The following is a 25929-nucleotide window of genomic DNA, read 5'->3' as shown; positions in this document are numbered from 1 at the left end:
CCCTTGCGGGCGTTCTCACGTTGTATTGCAGATTGGGTCCCGATCAGGTGAGCGCCGGTTCCCGGATCTCGGCCTTCGCCTTCGCCGCCGGTTCACCGCCATCGGCAGGCGGTGTCTTTGGCCGCTCCGATGGTCCGGTTGAGGAGGTTGCAGGTGGCTTGCGCCACGGCTGGCTCTTGTACCAGCCGGCCACATAGGCAACGGCAATCAGGGCCAGGAAGCCGATGAGGTTGGACAGAACCTGGGGCAGCCATTCGCCGCGACCCCAGACCATGTCGCGCAGGATGCCTGCAGCCTGGGCAATGACCAGGCTGGCCATGAACACCGGCAGCGATTGCTGGCCGACCTTCTGGACAACGCGCACGAACCGACCCCAGGTCTCACCGTGCCCGAGCAGCCGCTTGCCATGCTCGCCGGCGGCAACCCAGGCCAGATAGGCAAGCGCCAGGAAGTGCAGATAGCGGAAGAGACCGAATTCCGTCTTGATCCAGAGCGGCTTGATCACCTCGCGGATTTCACGGGCCCAGACCAGGTTGAAGTGCATTTCCTGATAGGCGCGGAAGTAGGCAAAGGGAACCGTGGCAACAAGCACCACCACGCACAGCACGATCAATGGCTTGCTGATCGGAGGCGCTGGAATCCAGCCGCGCATGAAGGCAAAGCCGGTGAAGAACAGCATTTGCCAGGCGAAGGGATTGAAGAACCATTCCCGATCCGACCAAGGCTCGGCCGGCAGGCTCAGAAGATCGAACTGGGCGGCAAGCCAGAGGCCGATCGACAGTGCGAAAGCGGCCGGCACCGAATAGCGGGCGACGAGCATGATCACCGGGATCAGCGACAGGATCACCACATACATCGGCAGGATGTCGAAATAGTTCGGCACCCAGGTCATGGTCAGCAGGCCCGGAAGGGAAACCTCTGTATTGTCAAAGAGGTGCAAGAGATTGAGTGATGCGACGTAATTCTCGGTCAGGTCGCAACATTCGGTCAGGTAGCCGCTGTTCTGCAGCAGAACCAGACCGACAGCAATCACCAGGAACTGACCGATATGGGCCCAGTACACCTGCCATATGCGGTGGAGGATGCGGGCTGCCCCCATGCCCCAGCCATGAACGTCGAAGATCTTGCCGAAGGCGAGCGCGGAGGCCATTCCGGAGCAGAAGACGAAGATTTCCGTGGCATCGGAAAATCCGAACCGGGCGGGGATCCAGAGCGTCCACCAGTTCCAGGGCAGGTGGGCAACGTAGATGATGAACATTCCAAGGCCGCGGAAAAAGTCGAGCCGCGGATCGCGTGGGCGTTTCGTTTGTGTGTGAGCGTTCACGATGGGTCCAGAGGTAATAAGTCTATCGAGTGCCGGCCACGGTTCAGACCGAGCCGGTAGCCCTGAGTTTTTGGTCTTCCATCACTCGTTGGGCGCGGTGCATTTTATCGCATATTTCAAGACGTTGTTCGGCAAAACTATCCAGTGCACCGCGCTTGTGCGTCCGGCTGTTGAGCAGCCTTTCCGCATCTTCGGGCATGCCTGCCCGCAATGCGGCATCGATTGTGATTCGCTCGAAAACGTCGCGCTGGGCGTGCGAGCCGCCGACCATGTAAAGGTTGTCCCTGGCGGAGTCCAGCAGGGCAAAGGCGGAGGCGTAATTGCCCTTCCGGTACTGTTCCAGACCGAGGCCTGTCGGCAGACCGGCTTCTGCGGTAATCCGGCCAAGGTCGGTTTCGCTCCGGGCCCGTTCTTTCAGCCCGGACAACAACCGCTCGGCGCCCATGCGGCGGCCACCGTTCAAAAGCGCCAGCAGATAGTGGAGATCGGCAAAGACATTGCTGCCGTCCTCGGCGCGCTTGTCGGAAAGAAGCGCCAGTTCATCCCAGCGGGCACCGGTATCCACTCCTTCCAGCTCCAGACGGACAAGCAGGGACGCCGCGTTGGAAATGTCGCGGTAGTCGTCGGTCTTGTCCTTGCGGATATCGGTATCGTAGAGCGCAAGCGCCTTGTCGGCCTGGCCCTGGTCCAGATGCATCAGCGCCAGGTGCCACCACACGTGATAGCCGAAGTTGTTACAGTGGGCCCAGCCCTCCGGCTGGGTCTCCAGCCAGGCAGTGCCTTCTTCGGAGCGGCCGGTCATGTCGTGCACATGGGCCACGGCGTGCAGGCCCCAGGCGTCGTCGCGGGCAAATTCCAGTCCTCTGCGGCCTGCCGCTTCCGCCTGGCGGTAATCACCGGTTTCTTCCAGCGAGAAAGCGCGGCAGCCCAGCAGATAGCCATAGGCCGGATGCGTTTCACCATAGGCGGCATGCACCCGTTCGATCGACTGCCGCATGCCGGTGGCATCGCCGAGCACGAAGCGGATCGCGTGCACCAGCTTCATGATCAGCGCATCTTCAGGTACCCTCACCAGGGCGGCATCAAGAAGATCGGCCGATCTCGTGGGAAAACCCTGCAGCCAGCTGCCTAGAGCGTCGATGACGGCCTGTTCGCGTGCCGTAACCGGGGTGTTCTGGGCCGATGTTCTGGCAATCGACAGACATTCCTGTGCGGTTGCGGTCATTTCCCGACGGCCAAGCAACAGGCAGAAGAGACCGCGTGTGGCGTGCCCGAGTGCGAAGTCCGGTTCCAGGCCGAGACAGGTCTCGAGATGTTGGGGAGTGGTCCTGCCATGCGCCAGAAAGGCTTTCACGGTATCGTTCCAGGCGGTCAGGGCTTCCTTGTCCGAAAGGGAAAGCTCATATCCGAATTGATCAGTTAGACGCATAACAGGCCTTTTTGTTAATTACGCCGGTCCTCTGAAACCGGGTCCCGCCCACCGCTTTGCAGATGTCCGGCAGGCTGAATATTCCCAACCAAAATCCGCAGGCGGCACTTGAACTGCAAAACACAAAAAGGTGTTGGCAATGTGTAGGTGAAGAAAAGACACCTTCGTTGCGAAAATAAGGCGGGAAGTGCAAGTCTTCGTATCGGGGTTTGAAAGTCGGATCTGCGCGGGAGCAGGAACACATGGCCTTGGCCGTCGGGAAATCTCAAGCTGCTGTCGTCGCAATCGCCGCCGGTCTTTTGGCGATGGTCACGCTTGGGGCCTACGGCGAAGCCGGACCGCGCCAGGCTGTGGCAGTCCTGATCGGCGGGCTCGCCGGGCTGTCGCTTTATCATGCAAGTTTCGGTTTCACGGCCGCCTGGCGGCGGATCGTCACGGAAAAACGTGGCGGCGGCCTCAGGGCGCAATTCGTGCTCATTCTTCTGACGAGTGCTGTTTCCTTTCCCCTGATCGCCTGGGGACACGCGCTTGGCTGGCCCACGGGCGGTTTCGTGTTTCCCTTCGGCGTGGCGGCGGCATTCGGGGCGTTCCTGTTCGGCATCGGCATGCAACTGGGTGGCGGCTGCGGATCCGGTACGCTGTTTACCGCTGGTGGCGGCTCAACGCGCATGATGATCACGCTGACGGCGTTCATCCTCGGGTCGGTGGCGGCGACGGCGCATCTGCATCTGTGGGGCCGCTTGCCCAGATTACCGGCAATGTCACTCATTCGGGAATTCGGGCCGCATGGAGCCTTTCTCCTGACAGCGCTTGTGCTCGGCCTTCTGGCGATTGCGACCATCGTCATCGAACGGCGGGCGCACGGTTCGATTGTGGAACCAAGGCCGACGGTGTCATTTCTCAGTGGTCCATGGTCGCCGATGCTGGGTGCGGTGATGCTGGCGATCGTCGGCATTGCCACATTCGTGGTGGTCGGCCGCCCCTGGGGCATTACCTCCGCCTTTGCTCTCTGGGGCGGCAAACTGTTTCACGCCGTGGGCCTGCCGGTGGACAGCTGGCCATACTGGACCTGGCAGCGCGGCGCCCTGGAAAATCCGGTGCTGCGGGACACGACCTCCGTCATGGATTTCGGCATCATTCTGGGAGCGATGGTGGCGGCGGGCCTTGCCGGCCGCTTTGCACCCATCTGGCGGTTGAGCCGCCGCGATGTGCTGACGGCAATCGCCGGTGGTCTGTTGATGGGCTATGGCGCCCGCCTGGCCTATGGCTGCAACATCGGTGCCTATCTGGGCGGCCTTGTATCTGGTTCGCTGCACGGCTGGCTCTGGCTGGTCTTCGGCTTCCTCGGCAGTCTTGCCGGAACCCGCGTGCGCTTGCGGCTCGGCATGGATTGAGGCAAGGGGCTGGCTCGCCACACCGTATCTCGCCACACCGTATCTCGCCACACCGTATTGTGAGGCGCTCGTGAGTCTGCTCCCGCTAGAGTGCGCGACATTGCATCATCGCTCGCGGGAGAAAGAAAATGCGTCTGTTTGCCCTGGTTGTCGTAACAAGCCTGCTCTCGGTCGGACTTGTGAGAGCGGACAATGTGTCCGGCCGCGAGGGCTGGCAGGTTCTGCCCACGGAGAAGCGTTATCCGGTGCTGGTTGAGGACCTGCGAAGCGCTATTGAAGAGGAAGGCATGCTGATAGTGACCCAGGCCAGCGCGTCGGACGGCGCACGGGGCAGGGGACTTTCCATCCCCGGCAACCGGGTCATCGGCGTTTATCGCAACGACTACGCCGTCCGGATGCTGGAAGCTTCCGTTACCGCGGGCATCGAGGCACCGATCCGGTTCTACGTGACCGAAAACGCCGATGGCACGGCAACGCTCTCATGGAAAACACCCGGTTTTGTCTTCGCGCCCTACATGGAAGAGGGTGGTCAAGCCTTGCAAGAACTTGCGAGGGAACTCGATCAGGTCTTCAGCTCCATCGCGGACAAGGCTGTGGCCTCGCAGTGACAGTTCTGTGAATTGCGTAATGGATTGGCAACCGAGCCTTGATTTTAGGCTTGTGAAACAGTTCGGACAACCCCACACTCTCGGTGTGTTCAACAACTGAAAGGAGGTGTGCCCATGTCTAATGAGTATCGGTGCGTGGCCCAAGTATCTGGGCGGAATCGAACGGTGCTGGAGCAGCCTCTGGTAGTGAGCGGTTTCGCTGGGATCTGATCCGGGACTTGTGTCACGTCGATCTCATGGGAGGGCCGCTAACGCGGCCCTCTTTTGTTTTTGAAGGTAGATTGGGCGCCCGGCGGGCGCCTTTTTGTTTCGAAAATTCTTTCAGGCCGGCAATCAGATCAAGCCGACGGACTTGCGAACATCCTCGTCGCGCAGAGAGCAATCGACACCGCGGTAGGCATCGCCCGCAGGTGTGCACAGCCAGCAGATGGCCTCGCCCACCCAACTGGCAGGAATATGCACTGACGGGTCGAGCTGGCTGACCGGGTTCAGTCCGGAAGCCTTGATATCGACCTGCATCTGGGTTGCGACCGTGCCCGGGCTGAGGCCGACGACGCGTACGCCCTTGTCACCGAATTCCTTGTCGGCACAGCGTGTCAGTGAAAGTGCGGCCGCCTTGGACGCACAATAATGGCTCCAGCCTTCCAGCGCGCTGACGGCGGCTCCGGAGCTGATATTGACCACGGTGCCCGCGCCCCTGGCCAGCATATGCGGTGCCACGGCGCGCAAGCCGTAATAGACACCCTTCACATTGATATCGATGACCTTGCCCCACTCGGCCGGATCGCTGTCCTCGATCCGGGAGATCGGTTCGATCACGCCGGCGTTGTTCACCAGGATGTCCAGGCCGCCATAGGTGTCGATGGCCGTCTGCACCGCCTTGACCATGTCGTCATAGTCCGCAACGTCGCAAACGACTGCAGTGGCATCGCGGCCTTCCGCGCGGATCTCTGCCGCAATGCGTTCGATATCCTTCCCGGAGCGTGCCACCAGCAGCACCTTGGCACCGTATTTCGCCAGGCTGCGGGCAGCAGCTTCGCCAATGCCCCGGCTCGCGCCTGTCACCAGGGCAACTTGTCCCGACAAATCAAACATGTAACGTTCCCGTTCTGGATGGGCCTTTTCGGCCTCTGGACCTGCCTTCATTTGCTGGCGCTCGGATGAACGCTGCAGTGCAGACAGGTACTGAAAATGGTCGAGCCTCCTGCATTCGCTGGAATTCAGGATGCCCCGGTTGATCGACAGCGGACATTAGTGCGGTCGGGCGTGAGAATAAACAGCTTGTTTGCAGCAGCATCGTGCGGCATCTGCACGAATGATCCAGGCAAGGCGCTATGCGTATGCCGGTCAGTTCGGAAAGGAATGAGGGAAGCCGATGGCGGACACGAAGCGGAGTTTGCAGACGATCCTGCAGCAACTCTATTTTGGCGACACGGTCGCATCGCGGGCCTTCCGGTATTCGCTGCTTTTGTTCGATCTGGTCACCATCAGCTATTTCATCGTCTCATCGATGATCGACAAGGACCGTATCCATCATGAGCTCGACTACGCAATCGCCGCGGTTCTGACGCTCGACTATATAGCCCGGCTGATTGCCGAAAAACGGCGTGTCAAATATGTTTTCAGTTTCACCTCGCTTGCCGATCTGGTGGTGATCGTATCGCTGGTTGCTCCAGCCTTCTTCGAAAATTTCGCATTCCTGCGTGTCGTGCGCATGCTGCGGCTGATGCGCTCCTACCACCTGCTGAAGGAGCTGCGTCAGGCGTCGAAGTGGTTTCGCCGCAACGAGGAAATCTTCCAGTCTGGCATCAACCTGATCGTCTTCATCTTTGTCGTGACAGCGCTGGTTTTCGTGGTCGAGAACGACCGCAATGCCAACATCAACAACTATCTCGACGCGCTCTATTTCACGGTGACCACGCTGACGACCACCGGCTTCGGCGACATCACGATGACCGACAGCGTCGGCCGGCTGATGACCGTGGTGATCATGATCTTCGGCGTTGCCCTGTTCCTGCGCCTTGTGCAGACGATCTTCCGCCCGGCCAAGGTCAATCTGCCGTGCCCGGATTGCGGCCTCAACCGCCACGACCCGGATGCGGTCCATTGCAAGCACTGCGGCCGTCTTCTCAATATCCCGACAGAAGGCACATGGGACTAGGGTGCGGGCCAGACGCCTTCTCGCCGATTTGTGAAGACGATCCGCTGGACAAAAGCCGTTCAGGAGCCATCCTTACCGTCGGAGCGGGGGAATGGTTTTCACCGTGCAAGGAGCACTTCATGTCATTTGCGACATTGTCCGGCCTTTCCAGGCGGCTTGGCCTGCTGGCGGGCGCCATGGTTCTGACCGTTGGCGCATTCAGCGCACCGTCACAAGCAGCAGGTACATCGGCCTGCGGCGAGGAAATACCTTGTGAGATCGGGAAAGGCGAATATTACATCCATTTGCCGGCCAACCGGCCTGCGGACAAGCCTCTGGGCGCGATTTTCTTTCTTCATGGCTATAAGGGCAAGGCGATCAATGAGATCCGTAACCAGAGCTTTCTTCAGATGGCGGATGACCTGGGTGTTGCCTTTGTTGCCGTGCAAGGCATGAACGGCACCTGGTCTTTCCCGACCTCGCCGCGCGACCTGCGCGACGAACCTGCCTTTTTCGACAATGTCCTTCAGGATCTGTCCGACCGCTTTGGTATCGACCGCAACCGCACGATGCTGTCCGGTTTTTCTGAAGGCGGTTTCATGACCTGGTACACGGCCTGCGAGGATTCGGACCTTTTCGCCGGATACGCGCCTATTGCCGGGGCCTTCTGGGAACCGCTGCCGCAATCCTGCGTGACGGAAACCCCTTATCTCTTCCACGTGCACGGAACAACGGACACCGTGGTGCCGCTGGAAGGCCGCTGGCTTGGTGGCGGCAAGTGGAAACAGGGGGATGTCTTCAAGAGCTTCGACGTCTGGCGCCGCCAGGACGGTCTCGAGGATACCCAGCCGAAGACCTATACCGATGGCAATCTCACCTGCGAGACCTGGCAGCCGAAAAAAGGCTTCCTCGAACTCTGCCTTCACGACGGCGGCCACAGCGTGCGCGCCAGCTGGATCAAACGCGCCTGGAACGAACTTGCGGAAATGAAAGGCTGGACGACGTAGTCAAGTTTTGTGTTCTGGGACGTCGCCTGCCAACTCCACTCAAGGAGAAAAAAGGAGCAAGCCGCAAGTCTCCTGTTCCTCACTCCACCGTCATTGCCGGACTTGATCCGGCAATCCATGCCAGTTCTTCACATCACGCAAGGCAGTGTTCTGTATGAGGGGGAACGGCATGGATGCCATGGTCAAGCCATGGCATGACGAACTGAACGGAGGGGGACAAGAGGGGCCATGCTCTCCCTGAACGTCACCCGGGCGAGCATCGCGAGACCCTGGGCCTACTCGTTTCCAAAGCATCAATTGTCTCGCAATGCTTCCACAAGCTCGCAACCGCTTCTCCTGGCAATCAGGTGCGGACACTCCCTTTGCCCGGTCTGGGCCATTCCTCTGCCTGCCAGACGTCTTTGCTCGGACGACTGCGGTTCCCGCTGCGAACGCCCCCTTTTTCCCGTTTCTAACGAGAAAGTGAGGCGGCTTGTCCGGGGGGCTGGTGCTGGCTTGTTGACGGCGCCCATCAGCCTGTGGCCTTTACCGGGAAACGTCATTTCGAAGGTGAGCCTTGTCCCAGCCGTCCCCTGCCACACCCGGTGCCTTGTCCGGCCTGGTTGTCCTCGACCTTTCCCGCATACTCGCCGGACCGACCTGCACGCAGATCCTGGGCGATCTCGGGGCGGAAGTGATCAAGATAGAACGGCCAGGCAGGGGCGACGACACGCGCGGCTGGGGGCCGCCTTTCCTGAAGGACGGCGAGGGTAGGGAGACAGGTGAAAGCGCCTATTACCTTTCTTCCAATCGCAACAAGGCCTCTGTCGCCATTGACCTTGCCAGTCCCGAGGGACAGCAACTGATCGCCGATCTGGCGGCAAAGGCCGACATTCTGGTGGAGAATTTCAAGGTCGGTGACCTGAAGCGGCGCGGGCTTGATTATGACACGCTGAAAGCCAGCAATCCGCGCCTGATCTATTGTTCCATCACCGGCTTCGGTCAGACCGGCCCCTATGCGCAGCGCGCAGGCTATGATTTCCTGATCCAGGGCATGGGCGGGATCATGTCGCTCACCGGCTTTGCGGATGAGGATGGTGGCACGGAAACCAAATGCGGTGTCGGCATTGCCGATGTTATGTGCGGCATGTATGCGACCGTCTCGATCCTGGCGGCGCTCAACCATCGCAACAGCACCGGCGAAGGCCAATACATCGACATTTCGCTGCTGGATGCGCAGGTCTCCTGGCTGATCAACCAGGGCGTTGGCTATCTCACCTCCGGCAAGGTGCCGGGACGGCTCGGCAACGGCCATCCGACCATCGTTCCCTACGAGACGTTTCCAGCCAGCGACCAGTCCTTCATTCTGGCGGTTGGCAATGACAGCCAGTTCGGCAAGTTCTGCAAGGTTGCCGGCGCACCGGAACTGGCCACAGATCCGCTTTACGCCAAAAACGCCGACCGGGTGCGCAACCGCGCGGAACTGATCCCGAAGATCCGCCGCCTGACAATCGAAAAGACCGCGGCAGAGTGGATCGCGGAGCTTGAGGCCGCCGGTGTGCCCTGCGGCCCGGTCAACAATCTGGAACAGGTCTTTGCCGATCCGCAGGTTCGTGCACGCCAGATGCGCATCACCTTGCCGCATCCGCTCGGCGGTGCAGTCGACCTGATCGGCTCGCCCATCAACCTGGAAAAGACGCCGGTGGCCTATCGCAGCGCGCCACCACTTGTGGGCGCTGATACCACGGACGTTCTGACCCGTCTTCTCGGCCTTGACGCCGCCACCCTTTCCGATCTCGCCGGCAGAGGTATTCTCGACCTCGGCCCAACCCCGCCAGACGCGGCGACTGAAGGACACAGCAGCAAATGACCACCGGTGCGGATATTATCGCTGGCAAGCTTCACGCGGCAGGCTGCCGCCACGCCTTCGGCATTCCGGGTGGCGAGGTTCTCGCCCTCATGCAGGCGCTGGACGAGGCCGGGCTCGAGTTCGTGCTGGTGAAGCACGAGAACGCAGGCGGGTTCATGGCCGAAGGCGGCTGGCATGCGGATGGTGCACCGGGTGTGCTTCTTGCAACGCTCGGGCCGGGGGCGGCCAATGCGGTCAACGTCGTTGCCAATGCCTGGCAGGACAGGGTGCCGCTGATCTTCCTCACCGGCTGTGTCGACCAGGGTGAAGCGGAAAGCTACACCCACCAGGTGTTCGATCATCAGCAGCTGCTGCGGCCGATCGTCAAGGCCAGCTTTTCCGCGCGTCTGGGCGCGCTGGACGTGATGATGGAAAAGGCGCTGGCCATCGCTCTGGACGGCCAGCCCGGCCCGGTTCATATCGACGTGCCGATCCGCGTTGCCGAGGGCGAAACACAAGAAGCCTGGAACCGTATGTTCCAGTCTTCCCCCGTGAAGACCGCGCCGGTGGCCGGACCGGATCTCGACACGGCGCGAGAGCTTTTCCGCAATGCCGAACGGCCGATAGCGATTGCCGGTGTCGATGCCGTCAACGAAGCAGCCTCCGCGGCTATTACCGAATTCTGCGAAGCATTTCAGATCCCCCTTGTCACCAGCTACAAGGGCAAGGGACTTCTGGACGAAAACAATTCGCTTGCCCTTGGCGGGGCCGGGTTGTCGCCCAAGGCCGACGGGCTGCTGCTGCCGCTCATCAACAAGAGCGATTGTATTCTGCTGCTCGGCTACGACCCCATCGAGATGCGCATCAACTGGCGCGATCCGTGGGATGCCGACGCGCCGGTGGTCGACATCACCCCGGTGCTGCGCACCCATGGCATGCACAGCGTGCGCGCATCGCTGCGCAGCGCCGTCCAGCCGGCGCTGAACCTCCTCGGCGCCGCGCGCCAGCCGGCAAAACCCTCCTGGCCGGAAGGCGAACCTGCCGCCGTCCGGGCCGAGCTGGACAAGGCCTTCGCACCGGACGCGTCCGGCTGGGGGCCCGGCACGGTCTTCCACACGCTGCGTGCGGCCTTGCCGGCCGACACTGTGGCGACTGCCGACAGCGGTGCTCACCGCATTCTGGTCAGCCAGATCTGGCGCTGTTCGCTGCCCCGCCAGATGCTTCAGTCTTCCGCGCTCTGCACCATGGGCTGCGCCGTGCCGCTGGCCATGGGCCACCGCGTGGTTGAAGGGTCGTCCCCTGTGATTGCCTTTGTCGGCGACGCGGGTCTGGAAATGTGCCTCGGTGAACTCTCCACCCTGCGCGACCTCAGGATCCCCGTCATCATCTGCGTGCTGGTCGACACCAGCCTGTCGCTGATCGAACTGAAACAACGCTCCAGCCAGCGGCCGAACGTCGGCGTCGATTTTGGCGAAACGGATTTTCCGGCAGTTGCCAAGGCCTATGGCGGTCACGGGGTGTGGGTAGAAGACCATGAGACGCTGCGCCGCGAGGCTGAGAACGCCCTCGGCCGCGAGGGCTTCACCGTGCTGGCCTGCCGGATCGAAAGACGTGCGTATGATGGCGCGTTTTAGGGCGAATGCCGAGGGACGGAAACGGACTGGCCGCTGGACTGTTCGTTGGGAGCCGTCTGACTTGGCAACGAAGACAGTCTGCTTGCGACAACATTGCGGACAGCCGTCAGTCTTCTCAAACCCCTAGCTCTCGCAGGCCTTTCTCTATCATTTCGCGAGCGCCGTTCTCAGCAAAGGGGAAGGAGGCGAAGAAAACCTCCGAACTGATTGCCGGATCGGCCTGTTTCGCACGTGCCAGCCATTGCCGGGCCTCGGCATCCTTGCCGCCCAGGTGCGATGTCAGCGCCGCGATCAGCGAAATATGCTTGTGCGCACCGGGCATCTGCGCCGCTTTCACGCCAAGCTCTTGTGCCCTTTCCCTGTCGCCCAGTTGCAATTGCACCAGGGCACGTGCCGACACCATGCCGTAGGCGAGCGGGTCGAGCGGGCTGAGGTCCAGCGCCAGCGCAAGATCGGCGTCGGCCTGTGCTGCCTGGCCTGCCATCACGCTCACCAGTCCGCGTGTATAGACGCCTTGTGCGAAACTGGGGCTGAGGCTGGTCGCCCGGTCGAACCAGGCGATTGAATCCTCCAGTTGGCCATCGAGCCAGGAACAGCGCCCGGCATTGAAATGGGCAAAAGGATCGAGCCGGTCGGTCTCCACCGCCTGCTGAGCCAGCACGCGGGCCTGTTCCACTTCCGCAGCGGGATCGTCTCCAAAGCGCATGAAGGCTGACTGAAAATGCGTGAAGGACAGCCCGCCCATGGCACCGGAGAAATAGGGGTCGCGTTCCAGCGACTGTGTGAACAGTGCCGCCGCGCGGGCGTTGTCCTGCCGGTTGAAGCGGTACATGTAGTCAAGTCCCAGATGGAAACAGGCCCATGCATCCAGTTCTCCCGGTGCGCGTCTGCGGGCGATCCGCACTTCGTTCTGTGGGATCTGGACCGCCAGACTGGCCACCACATGGCTTTCGATCTCCGGCCTTAGCTGATGCAATTCGGTGAGGCTGCCCCGATAATGTTCCGCCCAGATCGTGCCGCTGCTGGTCATGTCGATCAGCGAGACGCCGATCGTGACGCTCTCGCCCGACAATTCGACTGTTCCGGTGAGCCCATAACCAACGCCAAGCTGCTGACCGGCAGACAGTGGATCCACGTCGGGCCCGCGAAAGCGGAAGCTTGATCCGCGTGCGATGACGAACAGCCAGTGCAGGCGCGACAGATCCGCGATGATGTCGGCGGGCAGGGCATCGGCCACGATTTCATGCTGGCCCGGTTCGCCAAAATACTGGAAGGGCAGGACGGCGATGGACGGCCGGCCGCCGCGCGCATTCTTGAGCACGTCTTCAATCGCCGGGGCGGCTTGTTCCTCGGTCATGAGTGCGGATTTCACAGGGTGCGTTTTCGCCAGAGCACCGCTGACCTCGGTTTCCGCGACAAACCGGAACCCTTTGCCATGGATCGTCCGGATGACTTTCTGGGCGCTGCCCTTGTCTCCCACCGCCTTGCGCGCAGCCTTGATCCGAGCCGCCACGGCAGTTTCAGAGACGATCCGTCCGTCCCAGACATGCTCGATCAATTCGTCCTTGCTGACCATCCGGTCGCGGTTTTCCACCAGCAGCAAGAGGAGGGAAAGAACCTGCGGCTCGATCGCCACGCGCTCGCCGTTGCGGCGCAATTCGAAACGTGCGCCGTCCAGTTCAAATCCGTCGAAGGTGAACACCATGGCTTCGGCTTGCGGCACACGTTCCCCTTTCCCTGAAAGTCTTCATGAAAAGGTCAGTTATATTCATGTCCCCGTCAAGCATTGCCGGAAGATGAGGCGTATCCCTTGTTCATCGGGAGCACCCGAAATTGGTTTGAAGCACTGATACCTGATTGAGGAGAATTGAAATGCCGCTCGTAACGATCGATGTTATCAAGAACGTTTTTACCCCCGAACAGAAGCATCAGCTGATCGAGAAGGTGACCGAAGCCATGGTCTCCGTGGAAGGCGAAGCCATGCGCCCGGTGACCTGGGTCCGCGTCATGGAAGTCGAACAGGGAGATTGGGCCATTGGCGGTCAGCGCCTCGGTGCAGCGGATGTTCACGCCATGTCGGGCAAGAAAGTCGCCTGACCCTGCCTGATACATGTTGCAAAAAGGGCCGTGCCGTGAGGCGCGGCCCTTTTGCGTTTGTCGGGTTACTCGACAGCTTTCGGCTGGGGCGCCTCCCAGCCGCCGTCGTGTAGCGTGCCCAGCAGACCATGCATGCACGGAACTATGGGGTCGGGCCGGGGTGTGGCTTCTTAGTCCTGGCCGCCGTCCCAGGCTGAGAGCTGGTCCACGGCGCGCCTGGGGCCAAGGGTCAGGCGGTAGAAGTCGAACAGGCCCGGGCGGACCGAGGCAAAAAAGTAATTGAAGTGAAGCGGGAAGAAGCGATAGCGCAGGTGGCGGAACCTGTCCGCGGTCATCCTGTCCGGAATGCAAACGCTGAACCGTCTGGGCTCAGGCAGTCTTTCACCTGTGCCCGCCGGTCGGGCGTAGCGCGCCACGGGCGTCGTGCGGCCGCCACACAGCGGGTCGTGCGGGCCGTATAGATCCGTCCAGTCGACGCCTGAACGGGCAACCGCTGTCATCGCGTCGCCGAAGCCGCCGTCCGCCCCGAAACCGCCGAGGCAATCGAACGCGGGTCCCAGCGTGACAAAGGCGAAGCCACCGGGTCGTCGCACAATGTCCGGCTGCCGCCGCAGGACTGCGGCAAGAATATAGACTGCCACGAAGGTGCCGCAGCTGTGCGACACGAACACCAGGTCCGTATCGTCGTCCGCTTCGGCGGCAGCAGCAACGATCAGGTCGGCGCTTTCCTCGATCCGGGCGAGCATCTCCGGGTGGTCGTTCCGGGCAAGTCGGGCCATGAAGTGCCAGCTGTTGACCAGGTACCGGAAGTAGGATTTGGGCTCCAGCCTGGACATGAGCAGATAAACCACGATAATCCACGCTGCGCTGCTTCCCAGGAAGGCGGCCCAGGCGATCTCTTCGGCATGGTTCTGCCGTACAGCCGCGTCGACGTTGCGCAATATGACTGGTGCCAGAAGGATTGGAGGCAGCAGGCTGGCCAGGAAATAGAGAACAAGACCCACGGCGGGATAAAGACAGAATACTCCGTGCGCCCAGTTGCTTCTCAGCGCGGCCCGATATCCGCCTGCTTTCGCGAATGTCAGGAAAGACCTGATTGCATCCGCAATCGTGCGCGGCCATGAGCGCTGAAAATCGGGTTTGATGACGTCCCGCCAGCCAACATGCACAAACCTGGTGTCGACGCGGCCCTCCGGCCAGTCCACGCGCCCGCTCCAGCTGGCTGTGGTGCCACCGGGATCAAGACCCTCGTTGAGTTCGGAAAAAGCGCCGTCCACTCCCCGGATCTTCAGGAAGGTTTCGAACTCCTTGTGGATCAGCGGGAAGCAGTGTCGGGCCGGGCGTAAATCATAGCCGGGAAAATAAATGACCAGTCGGTTCACGTGCTTCTTGATCGGTCTCTCCCGAGGGGGCAGTGAATTTGGCACGCCCCTGCAAGCCGGATATTGTTCTTGTGCGGACGAGCTCCAGCTTCCTGTCATCCCCGCCCGCGTTGCTGCTTGCCACAATGGACAGGAGGGCGATGCCTGGCAAGATCCGTTCCCCCCTTTGCCCACTGGACATTCCCCTCGCCGTGATTATGCTGCACCCGCGAAAAGAAGCCCCGGGCGGGAAACGGGGTCGCGGGAGGATGAAAGTCATGATCGTCTGCCGGACAAAGGCGGAGATGCGCGAAGCCGTGCAGGGCTGGAAGCGCGCGGGCGAAACCGTTGGTGTCGTGCCGACCATGGGGTATCTGCATGAGGGCCATCTCGGCCTCGTGCGCATGGCACGGCAAAGGGCGGATCGGGTGGTTGCCACCATATTCGTCAATCCGACCCAGTTCGGTGCCAACGAGGACCTTGCGACCTACCCCCGCGACGAAGCACGCGATCTGGCGCTGCTGCACGCGGAAGGAACAGACGCCGTGTTTCTGCCGAGCGTTGAGGAAATGTACGGTGCTGGCGGGGACACCTTTGTCGAGGTACCTGGCCTGTCCGCCATTTTGCAAGGCGCGCTCAGGCCCGGACACTTCCGGGGCGTTTCAACGGTGGTGACCAAGCTCTTCAATATTGTCACGCCGGATTTTGCCGTCTTCGGCGAGAAGGACTACCAGCAGCTGACCCTGATCAGGCAGATGGTCCGCGATCTCGACATGCCGCTGGAAATCCTGCCGCACCCGACGGTGCGCGAGGCAGACGGGCTGGCGATGTCGTCACGCAATGTGCGCCTGTCCAGGGAGCACCGGACCGAGGCCGTTCAACTGAGCCGGTCGCTGACGGCCGCCGAGGAGCTTGCGAAATCCGCACCTGCAATTTCGGCGCTGGAAGCCGCTGTCCGCAAAAGCCTGGGAGAAGCGCCCTCCGGAAAGGTTGAAAGCGTCGATATTCGCGATGCCGAAACCCTGGCAGAGCTTTCCGGCACGCTCGACCGGCCAGCCGTTGTGCTGCTGGCTGTGCGCTTCGGCTCCGTTCTCCTGATCGACCAGCGGGTGATTGCTCCCGCCACCTGACAATCCGTCTCAAGCCCCTTATCGAAAGGACGCCGCATGAGCACACAGAAACCCGTTCGCCGCATCACCGCCCCGCAGATAACCCGCCGCAAGGGTGGAGATCCCATCGTATCGCTGACCTCCTATCACGCGCATACGGCGGCCATTGTCGACAAATATGCCGATTTCATCCTGGTCGGTGACAGTCTCGGCATGGTCATGCACGGCATGGAATCCACCGTCGGCGTCTCGCTGGAGCTGATGATCATGCACGGCAAGGCCGTAGTGCGCGGTACCAGCCGGGCGCTTGTGGTGGTCGACATGCCCTTCGGCACCTATGAGGAAAGCCCGTCAGAGGCCTTCCGCAACGCTGCCCGCGTGATGAAGGAAACCCAGTGCGGTGCTGTCAAGCTGGAAGGCGGAGCGCGCATGGCCGAGACCATCCGCTTCCTGAGCGAGCGTGGTATTCCGGTGATGGCCCACATCGGCCTGACGCCGCAATCGGTCAACGTCATGGGGGGCTTCAAGACGCAAGGGCGTGACGAGGACAGCTGGGCAAGCCACGAGGAAGACGCACGGGCTGTCGCCGAGGCCGGAGCCTTCGCGCTGGTTCTTGAAGGCATGGTCGAGCCGCTGGCGGCAAGGATCACCAGACAGATCCAGATTCCGACCATCGGTATCGGCGCATCGGCAGAATGCGACGGCCAGATCCTGGTGCTGGAAGACATGCTGGGCCTCAATCCGACACCGCCGAAATTCGTGAAGGTCTACGGCAATCTCGGCGGTCAGATCGAGGCGGCCGTGAAGGCCTATTCGGACGAGGTCAAGGACCGCAGCTTCCCCGGTGAGAGCGAGGTTTACCGGTAGGCCGGTTTCTCGCCTGTCGCCTTGACAATCCCGAAGCCGTGAACCTTAGATCCGGGATCGGTCCACCTGTGCCACTCCTTGCCTTGGCCCGCCTGCGGTGGCGCCCTGATCCCGGCTCGCGCTGCGCTTGGCCGGGATGACGACGGGTAGGGTTTGCAATCGGTCGTCACCCCGGACGAGCTTCGCGAGATCCGTGGTCTACTCGCTTGCAGAGCTGAAGGAGCGGGCAGAGACGCTTTGACAAAATTAACGCCCGATTTCCGGCTGCAAAGCGTTCGCGCCGAGCGTAGGGTCGGGTCATGCTGATGACCCGACCCAGTTTCGACACGCTCTATGAAGCGCTCCTGAACCGCGATCCGTCTTACGACGGACGCGTTTTCGTCTGCGTGGCCTCCACTGGCATCTTCTGCCGGCTAACCTGCCCGGCGCGCAAGCCAAAGCCCGAGAACTGCACCTTCTACGACACGGTGTCGGAATGTTTCGAAGCGGGGTTCCGGCCTTGCAAGCGCTGCCGTCCGACCACGCCGGAGGCAAGCGCCGACCCGGTGGTGAAACCGCTGATCGAGGCATTGGAAAAACGGCCAGGTTACCGCTGGGGCGAGCCGGACCTCGTGCGCATGGGCTTTGATCCGTCCACGGTGCGCCGGGCTTTTAAACGGCATTTCGGCATGACCTTTCTGGAAATGGCCCGCCAGCGGCGCCTGCAGGAAGGGTTCTCGACACTTGCCGAAGGCGGCAAGGTGATCGATGCGCAAATCACGGCAGGCTTCGACTCGCCAAGCGCGTTCCGTGAGGCCTTTGCCAGGATCCTCGGTCAGTCTCCCGGTGCCTTTTCCGCCAAACCGCTGCTCTTTGCCGACTGGGTGGCCTCACCGCTCGGGCCGCTGATCGCAGTGACTGACAAGACCCAGTTGCACCTATTGGAATTTCTCGACCGCAAGGCCTTTCCGGCTGAATTCCGGAAGCTCCAGACCTATACCAAGGGCGAGATCGGCTTCGGACGGACGGAGGTCACCGATCAGATCCAGAGCGAACTCGACCGTTTTTTTGCCGGCGGCGGCGGGCAGTTCGAAACACGGCTGGCCCTGCACGGGTCTGCGTTCACCCGGGATGTCTGGCGCGAGCTTTTGACCATCCCGCCGGGAGAGACGCGAAGCTATTCCGAGCTGGCCAGGGCGTTGGGGCGGCCGGAAGCTGTGCGGGCGGTCGCCCGTGCCAATGGCGCCAACCAGCTGGCGCTTGTGGTGCCCTGCCACCGGGTGATCGGCGCGGACGGCTCTCTCACCGGCTACGGCGGCGGGCTCTGGCGCAAGCAACGCCTGATCGAGCTGGAAAAGAGTTACCGGCAGACCCCTGCTGCTTGACGGGCACCACGTCAGATGGCGCAAGTGCCTTCGTCCTTGAGCTGACGTGTTACCGGTCGAAGCGGACAGGCACCTGCATGTTCATGCGTGCAACGCGAATGTCGTCCGGAAACTTCGGCATGGGGGCGGCCCTGCGCACCATGTCTAGCGCGGCCTGGTCCAGCACCGGGTGTCCGGAAGACAGGGTCACACGGATGCCGGAAACAGCGCCGCTGGATAAAATCGTGAAGCTGACGCTCACCGTTCCTTCCAGCCTTTGACGCTTCGCTTCACGGGGATAGCGTTTTGCCCGGCGCAGTTTCGCCACCACCTTGCCCTGGTAGTTGGACGTCGCTTTCGTACCGCCATCGTTGGTGCGGGCATTCACTCGGCCATTGGCGTTGGAGTTCGCGCTTCTACTGGTGACGCGCTCGCCACCCTTGCGGGCGCTGGTTTCTGCCCCTTTCGTCTGCGACTTCACAACCTTCTTGGGTTTTTCACGCTCTTCCACCTTGGGAGCTTCCGCTTTACGCACAGGCAGCTTGGGTTTGCGGGTCGGCGTCTGTGTGACCTCGGCCAGAGGATCGGCAATGGGCTGTTTCGCTTCGGTTTGCGGTTCCGCCGGCTTAACTGTCTCAACCGGTGCGGCAGGTGCCACCCGCGCAAGGTCGACAAGCCTTTGCTGCGGTGTGGGCTCGACCGGTTTGACAGGATTTGGTGTGACCCGGCTTTGTGTCGTCTCTGTCGCAACCTTCGGCATTGCCAGGGGCGCTGTCACCGGCTCCGTCGAGGTAACGCCTGCCACCGCCAGAACGGATTGGGCAGGTTCTGAAACCGGGCTTTCGGGTGCTGCCTCAGCAACGGCCGGGACTGGTTGCACCACCACCGGTTTAACCGCTTTGTCAGGCCGCACCTCGGGCGTTGCAGCGTTTTCCTGCGCCTCTTCAATTGGCGTCAAATCCGGTGGTACGTCCTCAAGCGGCGGGTGATCCGCAACCGCATCTACCTGGGCACCGGCGACAAGATCCTCAATGGACCCGATCACAGCAACGCCGCCGCCTTCCGATGCTGCAATCGAGACTTCGTCAGGATCTTTGGCAAAGAAGGCGGCACCGGTGCCGTGCAGCACCAGGGAAAGGATTGCCCCGGCAGCAAGGAAACGCGCGAAACTCACTTCGAGCCTCTTCTTGTAATGAGCACGATGTCGCTGCGTCCGGCGTCCTTCAGCTCGCGCAGCACCTTTTCCAAGGCGTCCGCCTTCAGCGTTCCGTCGGCAGCCACCTTGATCGCGCCAGCCGTGCCGTCTGCCTCGCCGTGCTGTGCAAGCCAGTCGGCGACGCCGATTTCGGTGTCTCCGGCAAAGGTGCGGCCTTGCTGGTCGACGATGAGTGCGCCGGTGGACCGGATGGTCTCGTCTTCCAGAATGTTCAGTGGCGGCTCGATCTTCCTGGCATCGTCCCGGGCGACGGACCCGGCAAACAGGAAGAAGATCAGCATCAGGAAAACGACGTTGATCAGCGGAATGGTGTTTTCCGGCGGTTCGCGGCGTTGTGGCAATTTCAAGCGCATGAGATCACCTATTGTCCCGTCACCAGAACACTCTTCAACCCGCTTCGGCGGGCCGCCGACATGACGTCAACCACGTCCTGGACATTTGCCTCAGGTCCGGACCAGATCGCGACAATGCTGTTTGCCTTGAGTGAGGAAAACAGCTCCGGCATGTCTGCCTTCAGGATCGGGCGGCCGTTGAGGTCCAGCTTTTCCGACGCGTGAATGCGCAGGTAGGCAGGTCTTTCCACCACTCCTCCACCTTCAGCGCCGCTGGAGATGTCCAGCGACTGGTAGCGCGTGAAGCTGGACGCCAGCATGAAGAACAGCAGCAGCAGGAAGATGACATCGATCAGCGAGGTCAGGCCAACGGGCTTGCGCCGGGCCCTTGCTTTAAACTGCATGCCTCGTCTCCGAAGCCTCCAGCGCCACGATCCGGGCTGAGCCGCGTTCGGCAATGGCGCCGGTAAAGAAGGCTGTGACGAGCGCTTCCATCTCGGCCTGCTCCGCTTCGATGCGGCTGTCGAACCAGCCGACAATGGCGGAGACGGGGATCGCGACCGAAAGGCCGACGGCGGTCGTCAGCAACGCCACCCAGATGCCGCCGGCCAGAACGGAAGGATCCACCGCCGCGCCAGCGCCCTGCATGGCTTGAAAGGCTTCGATCATGCCGAGCACGGTGCCCAGAAGGCCGATCAGCGGGGCCGTCTGGGCGATCATGTCGAGCGGGCGCAGGTAGGCCCTCAGCATGTTGATCCGCTGGATGCAGATCCGCTCGACGTCCTCTTTCAGAAGCTCGGTTCTGGTGTCGCTGCGGGCGCTGCCCTGCACGAGCTTCAGCATGATGTCGGCAACCACGGATTTTCCGCCGGCAGCCATCGCTTTCGCTTCCTGCGGCCGTCCGTCCAGCCACAAAGCCTGTGCCGCGCGGGCAGCACCAAAGCGGCCGACCCCCAGATAGAGAAACTGCAGCATCTTGGCGATGATCAGGGTGGCCGCGACCAGCGAAAGGGCAAGCAGGAACAACACCACCGGGCCGCCCTGGTCGACGAGGCCGGTTAATGGAGACAGGATGTGCGGCATGGCCGCGGAAAAGGCATCAGGCATCTTGATCACGCTTGGGTTGTCATCAGAGGATCAGGTCGATTTCCGACCGCGAGTCGATCCGCAGCAGCGGCAGGCAGTCCTGCTGCGCGGCATTCGGAAGGTCGCAGGCGCGCACCTCGTTCAGAAGGACACGGGAGATGCCGGCACATTCTCCCCTGGAAACGTCATATTGCCGGACACGTGTCTTGCCCGTGGGCAGGTCCCCGAAATCAACGGCGGCATAACCGGACACACCGTCGGATGTGTCGAACATCACCAGATCGAGGCCCAAGGCGTTCACGGGGGTGGTGAGCGCGTTGCGGATGACGAAAGTCAACCGGCAGGACCCGTTGACCGTCTCAGCATCATTCAGCTGGATGGAAATGGTGTTTTCCGCCTCGGCGGCGGCCTGGGTGGACGTCTGTGAGCTCATCTGTGTAGTCGTTTGGGCGCTGGCTGCGACAACGATTTGACTGCCGAGCAACAATGCCGTTGCAGCGCTCCGAACCGGAGCCGAGATCAAAGATGTCTTCATCCCTTCGCTCTCCCTTGGAGGCTCACGGCAGGCATGGCTCCGCGTTGGAACCCTGGCCGCGCGCCATTCGAGTTACTGACGTGTCTCCAGGCAAAGCGTTCGGGGCATTGGCCGGTGTGGATGAAACCATTGTCCCGCAGGCAGCACTCTCCGGTCAGGGAGCGCCAAATGCGCGACTGGTTTGCAGAACTGCTGGAGATTACTGAGGGCTGAGGCGGTCGGTGCGATCGTCAATACGACCAGCGCTGCCTTGGCTATCCGTTCTTTACACCGAAAGCGGCGGGGGAGGGAACCGGTTGGAATGAAAAAAGTTGAATAATAGATTCATAATTTAATGCGCGCGCCTGCAACGCAGCAGTAGGGCCAACTCGCTGACAAAAACAGGAGCCCCGCTGCAAGCAGTCCTTCCGCATAGAAGGCTTTCGACAAAGGTCATCGGGATCGGCGCTTAAGACTACCTGCGGAAAATGACCCGGCGGCATCAAGCTAGACCACCGCGCTACGCAGGGCGGTCAGGTGTGTGAACAGCGATGTGATGGGAAAGAATATGGCGGACAGAGAGGGATTCGAACCCTCGATACGGTTGCCCGTATACACGCGTTCCAGGCGTGCGCCTTCAACCACTCGGCCACCTGTCCGTCGCAAGCGTCACCCGCTTGAGTGGGGCGCAATATACCCATGGCGCGACCAAGTGCAAGCACTTGAACAAGTTTTTTTTCCGCTGCCTGATGGCTGTGGATTGTAGCGGTCTTTCTGCGGGTCATGCATCGGTGAAAAACGGCTGTAACGTGCGGTATGGGCAGCAGAAACCGGATCTGTAACTCTTTCTTGCCGACGGGGGCTGCGGGCAGCCGCTGGCCGGTCCGAAACCCGAGACTAGGCGAATTTGCCTTCATAGAATCAGCTGTTGGCAGTACGTGGCCGGGGCATCTTCCCGCAGGCATCTTCCAACAAGCAGGACAGGACACTGCACGTCCGTGCCAAGGAAGGTCGCAGGTCCGTTTTGGCGGACTGTATCCATGACACCGGCAAGCGGTCAGAATTCAAATTCTGGCAAGTCAATCGAAAAACAGTTGCGCAACCGGGGAACCAAAGTCACAAGAATGTGTTGAATATCAAATCTTGTTCCTGAACGAGGCGCTATTACCCTAAAGGAATGCTCAACATCCGGCGGCTATTATTTGAAAGCCTGTCCGGGACGCGTGCTCAGAATATTTTTTTGGCAAGGCTGAAAGCAAAGCGATGATCAGTGTTTTGAAGTTTTTATTCCGCATCTTCGGCTACGGTTTCGTCGCCGTTGCAATTATTGCCGGCATCGCCGATGCAAGCTCTTCCATTGCCCTGTCCGAGATTCGCCTGGCTCAGCTTGGGCAGGTCTGGCAGGACCTGTCGCCGACCTCGTTCGAAATGGCGGAAGTGCACGTCGTTGCATCATTTGATCCGACAGTGTGGCAGACCCTGAAAGAGACGGTCCTGACGTGGCCGGTCTGGGCTGTGTTTGCTCCCATCGGGCTGCTGTTGCTCTGGCTGGGGGCCAAGCGCCGCAGGCAGCGCGTGCTTTACGCCTGACAGACCTTTTTTGCCAGACAGGCAAGGTCCTGTGCCGCTCACTCAAGAACACCGTTGCGTGACGGGCCCCTTGGAAAGCGGGCGCAGCTGCGCCACATTAGGCACCTGAAATCAGCCGGCCGGTTCCCGGGTTTCCCTGGGTGCCTCGCTGGCATTTGTGGGAGAGTGCCATGTCGTTCATGACCATGCTGACCAAGAAATTTTCGCTGCCGGCCAAGGACGAGGCCCTGCCGGGACGCGCCGAGGCGATCCGTCCGGCCGAGCCGCATTTCGTCAACGGGCGGCCACTCGCAGGTCCTTATCCTGACACCATGAAAACCGTTGTCGTCGGGATGGGCTGCTTCTGGGGAGCCGAACGCCTGTTCTGGCAGCTGCCTGGTGTTCACGTCACCGCGGTTGGCTACGCCGGCGGTTACACGCCTAACCCGACCTATCATGAAACCTGTACCGGGCGCACTGGCCATACGGAAGTGGTTCTGGTGGTTTATGACCCGGCGCAGATTTCCCTGGGTGATCTGCTGAAGGTATTCTGGGAAAACCATGATCCGACCCAGGGCATGCGCCAGGGTAATGATACCGGTACCCAGTATCGCTCGGCGGTCTACGTCAAGAACGAAGACGATCTGGCAGAGGCCGAACAGTCCCGGCAGGCTTATCAGGCGGCACTCAAGGCTGGTGGTGTTGCAAGCACGATTACAACTGAAATTCGCGAGCTGGACACATTCTACTTCGCCGAAGACTACCATCAGCAATATCTTGCTAAGAACCCGGCGGGTTATTGCGGGATCGGCGGAACAGGCATCTCGTGCCCGGTCGGGTTGGGTCAGACTGCCTGAAGGTGGTCTGACAGCTTGATTGCGTTCTGCTTGAATTTCAGACGGGGCAGTGCCTGAGACCGGCATTGCCCCGTTCTTTGGACTGGTCCGCGCAATGGTCCAGGCAAAGGAAGCGTCGACAGCAGCAGGACAAAGGCTCCCGGCATGCTGCGATCAATGGCGTTGAGAAGACAGGTATCACGTGACGCAGAGGATTTGTCTTCCCATAAGTATTTTTCGGTAGATATACAATATTTTCAATACTCTAAGTAGAGGCTTCAGGCTTTCTTAAATTTGCTCTGCGAATGTCGATCCAACGCATGGGCGTTGAAGGATCGATTTGGTGAGCCGCACGGCAAAAATCTTCGCGGCGGGGTATTTCCTGGCCAGCTGTTTGCTGATGCTGATCGGCGTACTGGTGCCTGCCGGTGACGGTCCGGTCGCGGTATTCGCGCGGCCCTGGGGTGACAGCGCAATCACTGTCATTGCCAGATCGGGAGGACCGGTCCTGTTCATCGGAGACAGAAGCTGGGTAGCGCTCACCGAGGCCGGTGACCAACAGTCCATTGCTAACCTTTACCGGTCTGGGGCCGGTTTCGTGGCGTCCTCCTTCGTTGCGCAAGCGTGCGCGCGTCTGAGCGGTGCCTCCTTGGAGCAGATGTAATGAACAATATGGAAACCTCTCAACCGGATCAGTTCTCCGGTCAGCTTTCCGGCCTGGACCTGTTCCGGCAGAAGTTTGCCCGGATGCTGATTCACTTTATCTGGGTCAATGTCTTTCTGGTCATGGCAACAGCCTGGTGGGTTGGCTATGTATCGCTCGTGGCGGTCTGCGGTGCAGCGCTGCTGCTTGGTGTTGCGGCCACCGGCACCTGGATCAAATTTGGCGCGGGTGTCGAAACGCGCCTTGCAACATCCATGTCGCTTGCCGGTCTTGTCGCCCTGTTCGTGGCTGCCCTGGCAACGCCGGACGGGCAGATCACCTATCAGCTCGACGGGCACATGTATTTCTTCGCCGTCCTGGCGATCCTGGCAAGCTGGGTGGACTGGCGGGCGCTGGTTGCCTATGCCGCTGTCGTTGCCGTACACCATCTTGTGCTGAATTTTGCCATGCCCTGGGCGGTATTCCCCGGCGGGGCAGATTTCAGCCGCGTGGTGTTTCACGCGCTCATCGTGGTTGCGGAAGTCGGGGCCCTCTGGTGGATGACCGACAGCCTGGCGCAGGCGTTCGCCGCGTCCGACAAGGCGCGTGAAGAGGCGGAGGCAGCCCGTGCGGAAGCGATGGTGCTGCAACAGCAGACTGCTCAATACGACGAAATGGAACGTGCCAAGCAACAGGCCGTCAACGAACGCATCGCGGCATTTGAAAGCGACATCGCAACCAAACTGGATGGTGTCGGCCTGAAAGTGCGCGAAATGCGCGATGCCGCCAGCGAGCTTGGAACAGTCGCCGAAAACACCTCTTCACGTGCCGGGTCGGTATCGGATGCCTCCGAAACCGCATCGTCCAACGTGCAGATGGTCGCATCCGCCGCCGAAGAGCTGTCCTCCTCGATCGCAGAGATTTCGCGTCAGGTCGAACAGACCACCAGTATCGTCAACAAGGCGACGGAGAATGCTCAGACCAGCAACAGCAAGGTTGCAGGTCTTGCCGATGCGGCCAACAGGATCGGCGAGGTCGTTACGCTGATTCAGGCGATTGCCGAACAGACCAATCTTCTGGCCCTTAACGCCACCATCGAAGCCGCGCGCGCAGGCGAGGCGGGCAGGGGTTTTGCAGTGGTCGCCGCCGAAGTCAAGGAACTGGCAACCCAGACGTCCAAGGCAACGGAAGAGATCGGTGCCCAGATCGCCGCCATCCAGGCGGAGACCAAGGATGCGGTCGAATCCATCGGGGTGATCGCGTCGACAATGGACGAGGTCAACAGCTACACGGCCGCCATTGCCGCCGCTGTCGGCGAGCAGGGCTCGGCGACGCAGGAAATCTCGCGCAACGTGGCGGAAGCGGCGGACGGAACCGGGCGTGTCGCCAACAACATCGACGGCGTCCGGGAATCTGTCGAGCGAACCAGTCACTCGGTCGGTTCCATGGTCGAAGCGGCTGAAACACTTGATCTGGAAACCCAGGACATGCGCCGCGCGATCACCGCGTTCCTGAAGGATGTCGCTGCCTGACGCGTAGCCAAACCGGAATGTGACCTCGGGAAACCGGCGGCCTGTCCGCCGGTCTTTTCG

At 61.1% G+C, this 25929-nt stretch carries 24 protein-coding genes and 1 tRNA gene; 14 read left to right on the top strand and 11 right to left on the bottom strand.

Features of this window, described 5'->3' with window-relative positions; translation table 11 throughout:
• Positions 1 to 43: 43 nt before the first annotated feature.
• Both ACYQ54_RS16685 and ACYQ54_RS16680 read right to left on the bottom strand, forming a co-directional pair.
• Positions 44 to 1324, bottom strand: coding sequence for an OpgC family protein (locus ACYQ54_RS16685; RefSeq protein WP_460084189.1), 1281 nt, complete (start codon positions 1322 to 1324; stop codon positions 44 to 46).
• Positions 1325 to 1367: 43 nt separating this feature from the next.
• Positions 1368 to 2753 carry a tetratricopeptide repeat protein gene (locus ACYQ54_RS16680; RefSeq protein WP_460084187.1) on the bottom strand — a complete coding sequence of 462 codons (1386 nt, stop codon included), beginning with the start codon at positions 2751 to 2753 and terminating at the stop codon, positions 1368 to 1370.
• Positions 2754 to 2995: 242 nt separating this feature from the next.
• Here ACYQ54_RS16680 and ACYQ54_RS16675 point away from each other — a divergent pair, with 242 nt between their 5' ends.
• Together ACYQ54_RS16675 and ACYQ54_RS16670 are read left to right on the top strand one after the other, a co-directional pair.
• On the top strand, positions 2996 to 4147 hold the full coding sequence (locus ACYQ54_RS16675; RefSeq protein ID WP_460084185.1) for a YeeE/YedE family protein: 1152 nt from the start codon (positions 2996 to 2998) through the stop codon (positions 4145 to 4147).
• A gap of 128 nt (positions 4148 to 4275) precedes the next feature.
• Complete coding sequence (locus ACYQ54_RS16670) at positions 4276 to 4755, top strand: DUF302 domain-containing protein (protein ID WP_460084183.1); 480 nt, start codon at positions 4276 to 4278, stop codon at positions 4753 to 4755.
• Between the two features lie 333 nt (positions 4756 to 5088).
• Here ACYQ54_RS16670 and ACYQ54_RS16665 read toward each other — a convergent pair whose 3' ends face one another.
• Positions 5089 to 5850: an SDR family oxidoreductase gene (locus ACYQ54_RS16665; protein WP_460084181.1), complete on the bottom strand. Its 762-nt coding sequence runs from the start codon at positions 5848 to 5850 to the stop codon at positions 5089 to 5091.
• 280 nt (positions 5851 to 6130) lie between these two features.
• Here ACYQ54_RS16665 and ACYQ54_RS16660 point away from each other — a divergent pair, with 280 nt between their 5' ends.
• From ACYQ54_RS16660 to ACYQ54_RS16645, 4 genes are all read left to right on the top strand, one after another.
• Positions 6131 to 6916 carry an ion transporter gene (locus ACYQ54_RS16660; RefSeq protein ID WP_460084180.1) on the top strand — a complete coding sequence of 262 codons (786 nt, stop codon included), beginning with the start codon at positions 6131 to 6133 and terminating at the stop codon, positions 6914 to 6916.
• Between the two features lie 119 nt (positions 6917 to 7035).
• A complete protein-coding gene (locus tag ACYQ54_RS16655) occupies positions 7036 to 7902 on the top strand; it encodes a CE1 family esterase (RefSeq protein ID WP_460084178.1) in 867 nt (288 codons plus the stop codon).
• Positions 7903 to 8458: 556 nt separating this feature from the next.
• A complete protein-coding gene (locus ACYQ54_RS16650; protein ID WP_460084176.1) occupies positions 8459 to 9751 on the top strand; it encodes a CaiB/BaiF CoA transferase family protein in 1293 nt (430 codons plus the stop codon).
• Positions 9748 to 11364 (top strand): thiamine pyrophosphate-binding protein, encoded by a 1617-nt coding sequence (locus ACYQ54_RS16645; protein ID WP_460084174.1) that lies wholly within the window; start codon positions 9748 to 9750, stop codon positions 11362 to 11364. Before ACYQ54_RS16650 ends, ACYQ54_RS16645 begins: the two co-directional genes overlap by 4 nt.
• A 115-nt stretch (positions 11365 to 11479) precedes the next feature.
• Here the strand turns inward: ACYQ54_RS16645 and ACYQ54_RS16640 are convergent, their stop codons facing one another.
• The gene (locus ACYQ54_RS16640; RefSeq protein WP_460084172.1) at positions 11480 to 13087 is read right to left on the bottom strand and encodes a winged helix-turn-helix domain-containing tetratricopeptide repeat protein; all 1608 of its coding nucleotides are present in this window, start codon (positions 13085 to 13087) and stop codon (positions 11480 to 11482) included.
• Positions 13088 to 13236: 149 nt separating this feature from the next.
• Between ACYQ54_RS16640 and ACYQ54_RS16635 the strand changes: the two genes are divergently transcribed.
• Entirely contained in the window at positions 13237 to 13461 is a 225-nt protein-coding gene (locus ACYQ54_RS16635) for a tautomerase family protein (protein WP_148585848.1), read from the top strand.
• Positions 13462 to 13631: 170 nt separating this feature from the next.
• Here ACYQ54_RS16635 and ACYQ54_RS16630 read toward each other — a convergent pair whose 3' ends face one another.
• A complete protein-coding gene (locus ACYQ54_RS16630) occupies positions 13632 to 14843 on the bottom strand; it encodes a hypothetical protein (RefSeq protein ID WP_460084170.1) in 1212 nt (403 codons plus the stop codon).
• Between the two features lie 257 nt (positions 14844 to 15100).
• Between ACYQ54_RS16630 and panC the strand changes: the two genes are divergently transcribed.
• The 3 genes from panC to ACYQ54_RS16615 all read left to right on the top strand — a co-directional run bounded on the left by panC (position 15101) and on the right by ACYQ54_RS16615 (position 18162).
• Positions 15101 to 15952 carry a pantoate--beta-alanine ligase gene (gene panC / locus ACYQ54_RS16625; protein WP_460084168.1) on the top strand — a complete coding sequence of 284 codons (852 nt, stop codon included), beginning with the start codon at positions 15101 to 15103 and terminating at the stop codon, positions 15950 to 15952.
• 36 nt (positions 15953 to 15988) lie between these two features.
• Complete coding sequence (gene panB, locus ACYQ54_RS16620; RefSeq protein WP_460084167.1) at positions 15989 to 16798, top strand: 3-methyl-2-oxobutanoate hydroxymethyltransferase; 810 nt, start codon at positions 15989 to 15991, stop codon at positions 16796 to 16798.
• Between the two features lie 299 nt (positions 16799 to 17097).
• Positions 17098 to 18162, top strand: a complete 1065-nt coding sequence (locus ACYQ54_RS16615; RefSeq protein WP_460084165.1) for a bifunctional transcriptional activator/DNA repair enzyme AdaA — start codon at positions 17098 to 17100, stop codon at positions 18160 to 18162.
• Between the two features lie 49 nt (positions 18163 to 18211).
• Here the strand turns inward: ACYQ54_RS16615 and ACYQ54_RS16610 are convergent, their stop codons facing one another.
• The 6 genes from ACYQ54_RS16610 to ACYQ54_RS16585 form a co-directional block, all read right to left on the bottom strand.
• The gene (locus ACYQ54_RS16610; RefSeq protein WP_460084163.1) at positions 18212 to 19315 is read right to left on the bottom strand and encodes an energy transducer TonB; all 1104 of its coding nucleotides are present in this window, start codon (positions 19313 to 19315) and stop codon (positions 18212 to 18214) included.
• Entirely contained in the window at positions 19312 to 19710 is a 399-nt protein-coding gene (locus ACYQ54_RS16605; protein ID WP_460084161.1) for an ExbD/TolR family protein, read from the bottom strand. Before ACYQ54_RS16605 ends, ACYQ54_RS16610 begins: the two co-directional genes overlap by 4 nt.
• 8 nt (positions 19711 to 19718) lie before the next feature.
• Positions 19719 to 20093, bottom strand: a complete 375-nt coding sequence (locus ACYQ54_RS16600) for an ExbD/TolR family protein (protein WP_460084159.1) — start codon at positions 20091 to 20093, stop codon at positions 19719 to 19721.
• Entirely contained in the window at positions 20083 to 20796 is a 714-nt protein-coding gene (locus ACYQ54_RS16595; protein WP_460084853.1) for a MotA/TolQ/ExbB proton channel family protein, read from the bottom strand. Before ACYQ54_RS16595 ends, ACYQ54_RS16600 begins: the two co-directional genes overlap by 11 nt.
• Positions 20797 to 20818: 22 nt before the next feature.
• The gene (locus ACYQ54_RS16590; protein ID WP_460084157.1) at positions 20819 to 21208 is read right to left on the bottom strand and encodes a hypothetical protein; all 390 of its coding nucleotides are present in this window, start codon (positions 21206 to 21208) and stop codon (positions 20819 to 20821) included.
• A gap of 650 nt (positions 21209 to 21858) precedes the next feature.
• Positions 21859 to 21948 (bottom strand) — tRNA-Ser (locus ACYQ54_RS16585).
• A gap of 616 nt (positions 21949 to 22564) precedes the next feature.
• On the opposite strand from ACYQ54_RS16585, the gene ACYQ54_RS16580 reads away from it, so the two are divergent.
• From ACYQ54_RS16580 to ACYQ54_RS16565, 4 genes are all read left to right on the top strand, one after another.
• Positions 22565 to 22879, top strand: coding sequence for a hypothetical protein (locus ACYQ54_RS16580; RefSeq protein WP_460084156.1), 315 nt, complete (start codon positions 22565 to 22567; stop codon positions 22877 to 22879).
• Positions 22880 to 23049: 170 nt separating this feature from the next.
• A complete protein-coding gene (gene msrA / locus ACYQ54_RS16575) occupies positions 23050 to 23715 on the top strand; it encodes a peptide-methionine (S)-S-oxide reductase MsrA (protein WP_460084154.1) in 666 nt (221 codons plus the stop codon).
• Positions 23716 to 24037: 322 nt separating this feature from the next.
• Positions 24038 to 24358, top strand: coding sequence for a hypothetical protein (locus ACYQ54_RS16570; RefSeq protein ID WP_460084152.1), 321 nt, complete (start codon positions 24038 to 24040; stop codon positions 24356 to 24358).
• A complete protein-coding gene (locus tag ACYQ54_RS16565; protein ID WP_460084150.1) occupies positions 24358 to 25869 on the top strand; it encodes a methyl-accepting chemotaxis protein in 1512 nt (503 codons plus the stop codon). Before ACYQ54_RS16570 ends, ACYQ54_RS16565 begins: the two co-directional genes overlap by 1 nt.
• Positions 25870 to 25929: the final 60 nt, after the last annotated feature.

It is taken from the genome of Roseibium sp. LAB1, assembly GCF_054658235.1.
The sequence above is the reverse complement of the archived record's forward strand: the minus strand, read 5'-3'. Positions and strand labels throughout refer to the sequence as shown.

Bases quoted from the DNA above. Each gene is read 5' to 3' on its own strand.
- panB (WP_460084167.1), top strand. From the start codon at position 15,989: ATGAGCACACAGAAACCCGTTCGCCGCATCACCGCCCCGCAGATAACC.
- ACYQ54_RS16590 (WP_460084157.1), bottom strand. From the start codon at position 21,208: ATGAGCTCACAGACGTCCACCCAGGCCGCCGCCGAGGCGGAAAACACC.
- ACYQ54_RS16615 (WP_460084165.1), top strand. From the start codon at position 17,098: ATGCTGATGACCCGACCCAGTTTCGACACGCTCTATGAAGCGCTCCTG.
- ACYQ54_RS16595 (WP_460084853.1), bottom strand. From the start codon at position 20,796: ATGCCTGATGCCTTTTCCGCGGCCATGCCGCACATCCTGTCTCCATTA.
- ACYQ54_RS16675 (WP_460084185.1), top strand. From the start codon at position 2,996: ATGGCCTTGGCCGTCGGGAAATCTCAAGCTGCTGTCGTCGCAATCGCC.
- ACYQ54_RS16565 (WP_460084150.1), top strand. From the start codon at position 24,358: ATGAACAATATGGAAACCTCTCAACCGGATCAGTTCTCCGGTCAGCTT.
- ACYQ54_RS16680 (WP_460084187.1), bottom strand. From the start codon at position 2,753: ATGCGTCTAACTGATCAATTCGGATATGAGCTTTCCCTTTCGGACAAG.
- ACYQ54_RS16645 (WP_460084174.1), top strand. From the start codon at position 9,748: ATGACCACCGGTGCGGATATTATCGCTGGCAAGCTTCACGCGGCAGGC.
- ACYQ54_RS16635 (WP_148585848.1), top strand. From the start codon at position 13,237: ATGCCGCTCGTAACGATCGATGTTATCAAGAACGTTTTTACCCCCGAA.
- ACYQ54_RS16600 (WP_460084159.1), bottom strand. From the start codon at position 20,093: ATGCAGTTTAAAGCAAGGGCCCGGCGCAAGCCCGTTGGCCTGACCTCG.
- ACYQ54_RS16670 (WP_460084183.1), top strand. From the start codon at position 4,276: ATGCGTCTGTTTGCCCTGGTTGTCGTAACAAGCCTGCTCTCGGTCGGA.
- msrA (WP_460084154.1), top strand. From the start codon at position 23,050: ATGTCGTTCATGACCATGCTGACCAAGAAATTTTCGCTGCCGGCCAAG.
- panC (WP_460084168.1), top strand. From the start codon at position 15,101: ATGATCGTCTGCCGGACAAAGGCGGAGATGCGCGAAGCCGTGCAGGGC.
- ACYQ54_RS16665 (WP_460084181.1), bottom strand. From the start codon at position 5,850: ATGTTTGATTTGTCGGGACAAGTTGCCCTGGTGACAGGCGCGAGCCGG.
- ACYQ54_RS16605 (WP_460084161.1), bottom strand. From the start codon at position 19,710: ATGCGCTTGAAATTGCCACAACGCCGCGAACCGCCGGAAAACACCATT.
- ACYQ54_RS16655 (WP_460084178.1), top strand. From the start codon at position 7,036: ATGTCATTTGCGACATTGTCCGGCCTTTCCAGGCGGCTTGGCCTGCTG.
- ACYQ54_RS16660 (WP_460084180.1), top strand. From the start codon at position 6,131: ATGGCGGACACGAAGCGGAGTTTGCAGACGATCCTGCAGCAACTCTAT.